Genomic DNA, 8,591 nt, shown 5'->3' with positions numbered 1-8,591 from the left:
CGGAGGTCGCGGCTCTCGCCATTTCCGCGAAGTACGCGAACTCCGTGAAGGTGAAGGGCTCGTCACCGTAGGTCGTGACGGTCAGGCCGATGAGGCCCGACTTGCCGGTACGGAGGGTCCGGGCCGCGGCGGACGGGCGATAGCCCAGCCGGTCGGCCACCTCGCGGACATGGCGCCGTGTGGCGTCCGGTAGCCGGCCCTTGCCGTTCAGCGCATCGGAGACGGTCGTGATGGAGACACCGGCGGCCGCAGCGACATCCCTGATGCCTGCTCTGCTCGTCCGGCTGCCTCGACGGGGGGTCTCCGCGCGGCTCACCTGGTGTTTCCCTGCTGCTGTCATGGCGAGCCGATAGTAGGGCTCATTCACTGGGGTAGCGCGGGAGCATATGCGCCCTCCAACAGGCACGTTTCTGCATGGCGCGGACGGGTCAATTGCCTTTGAATACAAGGGGAGTGAACGATTCAACTGTAGTACGTCACGCGTCGGCGCCGTTAGACCTGCTAAATGATAGATGTTGCGATGCGGTCTCAACTCACCTTGACGGGGGATGCGCGCCACGGCGCGAGCACCCGGCGCGTGCTGCGCAGCGAGCGCCCCCGGCTCTTTCGCGAGCCCGACGGTGCCCTGTCCTCACGCCGATGACCGGGGACGCAACGGTGCGCCGGGGGCCCTGCTGGGCGGCCTGTCACCTGCCATTCGCAGGGCAGCCGAATCCTCATAAGGTGAGGAGTATTCGAACGCCGGGTGTGACGAGGAGGACTGCGGTGAGCGAGACTAGCCCGAGGCTGCGCGCCGAGCTGGAGGGTATCCCGACCTACAAGCCGGGCAAGCCTGCCGCGGCCGGCGGGCCCGTGGCGTACAAGCTGTCCTCCAACGAGAACCCCTATCCGCCGCTGCCCGGCGTGATGGAGACGGCGATCGCGGCGGCCGGTTCGTTCAACCGGTATCCGGACATGGCCTGTACGGGCCTGATGAACGAGCTGGCCGAACGTTTCGGCGTTCCCGTGTCGCATCTGGCCACCGGTACCGGCTCGGTCGGAGTCGCGCAGCAGCTGCTGCAGGCCACATCGGGCCCGGGCGACGAGGTGATCTACGCCTGGCGCTCCTTCGAGGCGTACCCGATCATCACGCAGATCAGCGGTGCGACGTCGGTGCAGGTGCCGCTGACCGAGGGCGAGGTGCACGACCTCGACGCGATGGCGGACGCGGTCACCGAGCGGACGCGGCTGATTTTCGTCTGCAATCCGAACAACCCGACCGGGACGGTGGTGCGCCGAGCTGAGCTGGAGCGTTTCCTCGACCGGGTGCCCAGCGATGTGCTGGTGGTCCTAGACGAGGCGTACCGCGAGTTCATCCGTGACCCCGAGGTGCCGGACGGGGTCGAGATCTACCGTGAGCGGCCCAACGTGTGCGTGCTGCGCACGTTCTCCAAGGCGTACGGCCTGGCCGGGCTGCGGGTGGGTTTCGCCATCGCGCACGAGCCCGTGGCGGCCGCGTTGCGCAAGACGGCGGTTCCCTTCGGCGTGAGCCAGCTCGCGCAGGACGCGGCCGTGGCGAGCCTGCGGGCCGAGGACGAGCTGCTCGGGCGGGTGGGCTCCCTCGTGTGCGAGCGCAAGCGGGTTGTCGAGGCGCTTCGGGCGCAGGGCTGGGTGGTGCCCGAGACACAGGCCAACTTCGTGTGGCTGCGGCTCGGGGAGCGTACGGCGGAATTCGCGGCGGCGTGCGAGCAGGCCGGTGTGGTCGTGCGGCCGTTCCCGGGTGAGGGTGTGCGGGTCACGGTCGGTGAGGCTGAGGCGAACGACATCTTTGTGCATGCGGCGGAGGGGTTCCGGAAGGGGCTCTGAGGGCTGGGGCCGGGCGCTCCGCGGGTGTGCGGGGCGCCTTCTGTCGGTGGTTTGCGGGGTCGTGCGCGACTGCCGGCCGAGGTCGGCTGGTGCGCCACCTGTCGGTGGGCGGGTCGGGGCCGCGCCGGGATGTACGTCCTCGGTCTGGCGCCTGGCCGTACGTCGTTCGGGGAGCCCCGAGTTTGCGCCAGCCGCTGCGGGCGCACATCCCGGCACGTCCCCTTCGGCACGCGGGCGGCTTCCCGGTCGGTGGCCGGACTCGCCGCCACTGGCGCGTTGCAGGGTGCGCCCGTGGCGGCGTATGGGGGCTTGGTCCGCTGGCTGCTGCCGTCAGGTTGCCGGTGCCTGGGTTGTCGGAAGCAGTTCCAGGCCGTTTGTCGAGGTCGGAAGGTGTTTCTCCGAGTAATGGCACCCCCCTGACGAGGTCGTGTGACTGTACGCCATAATGCTTGTGAATGTGAACGCGTTCACAAGCCCGAGTGATTGCTCCTGTTATGGGGTGATCAAGCGGGTCGTACTGCCGCTCTCACCACGGCATGTAAGGAGAAGTCGAGGTGGATCTCGCTCTGGCGCCGGAGACTCTGGCGCGATGGCAGTTCGGCATCACCACCGTCTACCACTTTCTCTTCGTCCCGCTGACGATCTCTCTTGCGGCGCTCACGGCCGGTCTGCAGACCGCGTGGGTGCGGACGGAGAAGGAGAAGTACCTCAGGGCGACGAAGTTCTGGGGCAAGCTCTTCCTGATCAATATCGCCATGGGTGTCGTGACCGGCATCGTGCAGGAGTTCCAGTTCGGCATGAACTGGTCCGACTACTCCCGCTTCGTCGGTGACGTCTTCGGTGCCCCGCTCGCCTTCGAGGCCCTCATCGCCTTCTTCTTCGAGTCCACCTTCATCGGGCTGTGGATCTTCGGCTGGGACAAGCTGCCGAAGAAGATCCATCTCGCCTGCATCTGGATGGTCTCGATCGGCACGATCCTTTCGGCGTACTTCATCCTCGCGGCCAACTCCTGGATGCAGCACCCGATCGGATACAAGATCAACGAAGCCACCGGGCGCGCCGAGCTGACGGACTTCTGGGCCGTGCTGACCCAGGACACGGCTCTCACGCAGGTGTTCCACTCGTTCGCGGCGGCCTTCCTCACGGGCGGCGCCTTCATGGTCGGCATCGCGGCCTTCCATCTGGTGCGCAAGAAGCACATATCCGAGATGAAGACCTCGCTGCGCCTCGGCCTGGTCACCGTCGTCATCGGTGGAATGCTCACCGCCGTCAGCGGCGACTTCCTCGGCAAGGTCATGTACAAGCAGCAGCCGATGAAGATGGCCGCGGCCGAGGCGCTGTGGGACGGCGAGGGCCCGGCGCCCTTCTCCGTCTTCGCGTACGGCGACGTGGACGAGGGCCACAACAAGGTCGCCATCGAGATCCCGGGACTGCTGTCCTTCCTGGCCAAGAGCGACTTCACCTCGCACGTCCCCGGCATCAACGACGTCAACAAGGCCGAACAGGAGAAGTACGGACCCGGCGACTACCGGCCCAACATCCCCGTCGCCTACTGGAGCTTCCGGTGGATGATCGGCTTCGGCATGGCGTCGTTCGCCATCGGGCTGGTCGGGCTCTGGCTGACCCGTAAGAAGTTCATGCTGCCTCAGCATCTGCGGGTGGGCGACGACGAAGTGCCGCATCTGGTGCCGTTCAGGGAGCCGCTCGGCCCGAAGCTCACCACCTGGTACTGGCGCATCGCGATCTGGACGCTGGCCTTCCCGCTGATCGCCAACGCCTGGGGCTGGATCTTCACCGAGATGGGCCGCCAGCCCTGGGTGGTGTACGGCTTGTTCCAGACGCGGGACGCCGTCTCCCCCGGTGTGTCGCAGGGCGAGGTCCTCACCTCGATGATCGTCTTCACCGCGCTCTACGCGGTGCTCGCCGTGGTCGAGGTGAAGCTGCTCGTCAAGTACGTCAAGGCCGGACCGCCCGAGCTCACGGAGGCCGACCTCAACCCGCCCACCAGGATCGGCGGCGACAGCCGTGACGCCGACAAGCCGATGGCCTTCTCCTACTGAGGCCGAGGGAGCGCTGAAGGCATGGAACTCCACGACGTCTGGTTCGTACTCATCGCCGTCCTGTGGATCGGCTACTTCTTCCTCGAGGGCTTCGACTTCGGGGTGGGGATTCTGACGAAGCTGCTGGCCCGGAACCGGGCCGAGAAGCGGGTGCTGATCAACACCATCGGGCCTGTCTGGGACGGCAACGAGGTGTGGCTGATCTCGGCGGTCGGCGCGACCTTCGCCGCCTTCCCCGAGTGGTACGCGACGCTTCTCTCCGGCTTCTATCTGCCGGTGCTCGTCATCCTGGTCTGCCTGATCGTGCGCGGGGTCGCCTTCGAGTACCGGCACAAGCGGGACGAGGAGCAGTGGCAGCGCAACTGGGAGAACGCGATCTTCTGGACCTCTCTCGTCCTGGCAGTGCTCTGGGGTGTCGTCTTCGGCAACATCGTGCGCGGCATGAAGATCGATGCGGACTCGGAGTACGTCGGCAGCCTCTGGGACCTCTTCAATCCGTATGCGCTGCTGGGCGGTCTGGTGACTCTGGCGCTGTTCACCTTCCACGGTGCGGTGTTCACGGGGCTGAAGACTGTCGGGGAGATCCGGGAGCGGGCAGGGAAGCTGGCGCAGCGGCTCGGTCTTGTGACGGTCGTTCTCGTGGCCGTCTTCCTGCTCTGGACTCAGGCTGACCGGGGCAACGGCGAAACCCTCGTCGCGATGGTGGTGGCCGTGGCCGCGCTGGTCAGCGCCCTGGGCGCGGTAAAGGCGGGACGTGAGGGCTGGTCGTTCGCGCTGTCGGGCGTCGCGATCGTCGCGGCTGTCGCGATGCTGTTCCTGGCCCTGTTCCCCAACGTCATGCCGTCCTCGCTCAACGCGGACTGGAGCCTCACGGTCACAAACGCATCCTCGGCTCCGTACACCTTGAAGATCATGACCTGGTGCGCGGCGATCGCGACGCCGCTGGTGATGCTCTACCAGGGCTGGACCTACTGGGTGTTCCGGAAGCGGATCGGTACGCAACACATCGCGGACGCGCACTGACCGCCCGGACTGCCACCAGGAGGGTGTGTTTCACGTGAAACCGATCGACCCGCGCCTGCTCCGGTACGCCCGGGCCACTCGCCTCTTCCTCGTCGCCGTCGTGCTCCTCGGAGCCGTCGGAGCCGGGTTGGTCGTCGCCCAGGCGATGCTGATCGCCGAGGTGGTGGTCGGGGCCTTCCAGCGCGGCCTGGGCGCCGCCGATCTGCGGACGCCGCTGCTGCTGCTGGCGGCGGTGGCGGTGGGGCGCGGGGTCGTCGGCTGGCTCACCGAGCTGGCCGCGCACCGGGCGAGTGCGGCGGTCAAGTCGGAGCTGCGGGGGCGGTTGCTGGAGCGGGCGGCCGCGCTCGGCCCGGGGTGGCTCAGCGGGCAGCGCACCGGGTCCCTGGTCGCGCTCGCCACGCGGGGCGTGGATGCGCTCGACGACTACTTCTCGCGCTATCTGCCGCAGTTGGGCCTCGCCGTGGTGGTGCCGGTGGCGGTGCTCGCGCGCATCGTGACCGAGGACTGGGTCTCTGCGGCGATCATCGTCGGCACGCTGCCGCTGATACCGGTCTTCATGGTGCTCATCGGCTGGGCCACGCAGTCCCATATGGACCGTCAGTGGAGGCTGCTGTCCCGGCTTTCGGGGCACTTCCTTGATGTCGTCGCCGGACTGCCGACGCTGAAGGTGTTCGGTCGGGCCAAGGCGCAGGCCGAGTCGATCCGGCGCATCACGGGCGAGTACCGGCGGGCGACGATGCGGACGCTGCGGATTGCCTTCCTGTCGTCCTTCGCGCTGGAGTTGCTCGCGACGATCTCTGTGGCGCTGGTGGCGGTGACCATCGGCATGCGCCTCGTACACGGCGAGATGGATCTGTACATCGGCCTGGTGATCCTGGTGCTCGCTCCCGAGGCGTATCTCCCGGTACGGCAGGGGGGCGCGCAGTACCACGCGGCCGCGGAAGGGCTGGCTGCCGCCGAGGAGATCTTCGACGTCCTGGAGACGCCGGTGCCGGCCACCGGGACGGGAGTCGTGCCGGATGGGCCGATCAGCTTCGAGCAGGTGACGGTCCGCTACCCGGGCCGGTCGTCGGCGGCGGTCACCGATGCCTCCTTCTCGGTCGCCCCGGGGGAGACCGTGGCGCTCGTCGGGCCGAGCGGCGTGGGCAAGTCGACGCTGTTGAACGTGTTGCTGGGGTTCGTGGAGCCGAGCGAGGGGCGGGTGCGCCTCGGCGGCGCGGAGCTCTCCGAGGTGTCGCGGGAGGCATGGCACGAGCGGGTCGCGTGGGTGCCGCAGCGTCCGCACCTGTACGCCGCGTCGATCGCCAAGAACGTACGGCTGGCGCGGCCCGACGCCGACGACGAGGCGGTGCTGCGCGCCCTGCGCGATGCGGGGGCGTACGACTTCGTGGCCGCGCTGCCGGAGGGCGTGGAGACGATGCTCGGCGAGGACGGTGCCGGGCTGTCGGCAGGACAGCGGCAGCGGCTTGCGCTGGCCCGCGCGTTCCTGGCCGACCGGCCGGTCCTGCTCCTCGATGAGCCGACCGCTTCGCTGGACGGGGCGACCGAGGCCGACGTGGTGGACGCGGTACGGCGGTTGGCGGTCGGGCGGACGGTGCTGCTGGTCGTCCACCGGCCCGCGCTGCTTGCGGTCGCCGATCGGGTCGTGCGACTGGAGGCGGCGGAAAGCGAGGACGGGGTGCGCCTTGCGGAGGCTTCCGGCGCGCGGCCGCTCTCTCGTACGGATCTGAGGGACCGGGGCGGCTCCGCCGGGCTCGCCGCGGTGGGCGCTCACGCGGACGCGGACGGGCCGGCCAAGGAGACGGAGGCAGAAGGGGCCGCAGACCGCCGCGGCCGGGCGCTGGCACGCGTGCGTGCCCTCGCCGGTGCCCGGCGCGGGCGGCTCGCGCTCGCCCTGCTGCTCGGCAGCCTCGCCCTCGGCAGTGCCGTCGGGCTCATGGCCACCTCCGGGTGGCTGATCTCGCGGGCGTCGCAGCAGCCACCGGTGATGTATCTGATGGTCGCGGTGACCGCCACGCGCGCGTTCGGCATCGGGCGGGCCGTCTTCCGGTACGCCGAGCGTCTCGTGTCGCACGACGCCGTGCTGCGGATGCTGGCCGACACCCGGGTCGCGGTCTACCGCCGTCTCGAGCGGCTCGCGCCCGGAGGGCTGCGCACCACGCGCCGTGGCGACCTGCTCTCCCGGCTGGTCGCCGACGTGGACGCGCTGCAGGACTACTGGCTGCGGTGGCTGCTGCCGGTCGGCGCGGCGCTCGTCGTCAGCGCACTCTCCGTCGGCTTCACCGCATGGCTGCTGCCCGAGGCCGGGGCCGCCCTCGCTCTCGGCCTGCTGGTGGCCGGGGTGGGCGTACCCCTGGTGAGCGGCGCCGTCGCGCGGCGCGCGGAGCGCAGGCTAGCCCCCGCACGCGGCGTCCTCGCGACCCGGGTGACCGACCTGCTCACCGGGACGGCTGAACTGACCGTCGCCGGTGCGCTCCCCGCCCGTACCGCCGACGTGAAGCAGGCCGACGCCGCGCTGACCCGGATCGCCTCCCGCGCCGCCACCGCCACCGCACTCGGCAACGGCCTCTCCGCGCTGACGTCCGGGCTGACCGTGGCGGCCGCTGCCCTGGCCAGTATCCAGGCCGTCCACGAGGGCCGGCTCAGCGGGGTGGCGCTCGCGGTCGTCGTGCTCACGCCGCTGGCCGCGTTCGAGGCCGTACTGGGACTCCCGCTGGCCGTGCAGTACCGGCAGCGGGTGAAGAAGAGCGCCGAACGGGTGCACGAGGTGCTGGACGCCCCCGTGGCCGTGCAGGAGCCTGAGCAGCCGCGGGAGGCGCCCGTGACGCCCTTCCCGCTGCGGGTCACCGGGCTGAGCGCCCGTTACGCCGGTCAGCACCGCGACGCGCTCGCGGGCGTCGACCTGACCCTGGAGCGGGGGCGCAGGATCGCCGTGGTCGGGCCGTCCGGATCCGGCAAGACGACGCTGGCGCAGGTCCTGCTGCGGTTCCTGGACGCGCGTGAGGGGACGTACACGCTCGGCGGAACGGACGCCCGCGCCCTGGACGGCGACACCGTGCGCCGCTTCGTCGGGCTGTGCGCGCAGGACGCGCATGTCTTCGACAGCTCCGTACGGGAGAACCTGCTGCTGGCCCGCAAGGACGCGACCGAGGCCGAGCTGCGCGAGGCCCTCGCACGGGCCCGGCTGCTCGACTGGGCCGACGCACTGCCCGAGGGCCTCGACACGCTCGTCGGCGAGCACGGGGCCCGGCTGTCCGGGGGGCAGCGGCAGGGGCTCGCGCTCGCCCGTGCGCTGCTCGCCGACTTCCCCGTCCTCGTACTGGACGAGCCCGCCGAACACCTCGACCTGCCGACGGCCGACGCGCTCACCGCCGATCTCCTCGCCGCGACGGAGGGCAGGACGACGCTGCTGATCACGCACCGGCTGGCCGGACTGGAGGCGGTGGACGAGGTGATCGTGCTGGAGGAGGGGCACCCGGTGCAGCGAGGCGAGTACGCGGCACTGGCTGCGGTGGACGGACCGCTGCGCCGGATGCGCGAGCGGGAGGCCGCGACGGAGGGGCTGGCCGCGGAGGCGGTCGCGTAAGGCCGACCGCCGACCCGACCGCTTTGCCGTGCGGCGGTCTGTCCCGTACGGCCGCCCGACTTTCCGCCTCAAAAAGT

The 8,591-nt window shown here is 69.9% G+C and carries 5 protein-coding genes; 4 read left to right on the top strand and 1 reads right to left on the bottom strand.

All coding sequences use genetic code 11. The annotated features are described in order from the left end of the window. Positions 1-340, bottom strand: a 340-nt coding sequence (locus STSP_RS08340; protein ID WP_157902794.1) for a LacI family DNA-binding transcriptional regulator, incomplete at its 3' end; no start/stop codon positions are given. A gap of 425 nt (positions 341-765) precedes the next feature. Between STSP_RS08340 and hisC the strand changes: the two genes are divergently transcribed. The 4 genes from hisC (at position 766) to cydD (ending at position 8,514) form a co-directional block, all read left to right on the top strand. After that, positions 766-1,845, top strand: a complete 1,080-nt coding sequence (gene hisC, locus STSP_RS08335; protein ID WP_067274098.1) for a histidinol-phosphate transaminase — start codon at positions 766-768, stop codon at positions 1,843-1,845. Positions 1,846-2,399: 554 nt separating this feature from the next. Next, the gene (locus STSP_RS08330; RefSeq protein WP_067274097.1) at positions 2,400-3,905 is read left to right on the top strand and encodes a cytochrome ubiquinol oxidase subunit I; all 1,506 of its coding nucleotides are present in this window, start codon (positions 2,400-2,402) and stop codon (positions 3,903-3,905) included. Between the two features lie 21 nt (positions 3,906-3,926). After that, a complete protein-coding gene (gene cydB, locus STSP_RS08325) occupies positions 3,927-4,928 on the top strand; it encodes a cytochrome d ubiquinol oxidase subunit II (protein WP_067274093.1) in 1,002 nt (333 codons plus the stop codon). Positions 4,929-4,962: 34 nt separating this feature from the next. Then, positions 4,963-8,514, top strand: a complete 3,552-nt coding sequence (gene cydD, locus STSP_RS08320) for a thiol reductant ABC exporter subunit CydD (RefSeq protein WP_067274091.1) — start codon at positions 4,963-4,965, stop codon at positions 8,512-8,514. Positions 8,515-8,591 lie beyond the last annotated feature (77 nt).

The organism is Streptomyces jeddahensis (genome assembly GCF_001642995.1).
Lineage (GTDB): Bacteria > Actinomycetota > Actinomycetes > Streptomycetales > Streptomycetaceae > Streptomyces > Streptomyces jeddahensis.
Note: the sequence above shows the minus strand (reverse complement) of the source record. Positions and strands in the feature narration are given on the sequence as shown.

What these genes read in the sequence shown, in the direction of transcription:
- cydB (WP_067274093.1), top strand. Translation starts at nt 3,927, where the DNA reads ATGGAACTCCACGACGTCTGGTTCGTACTCATCGCCGTCCTGTGGATC.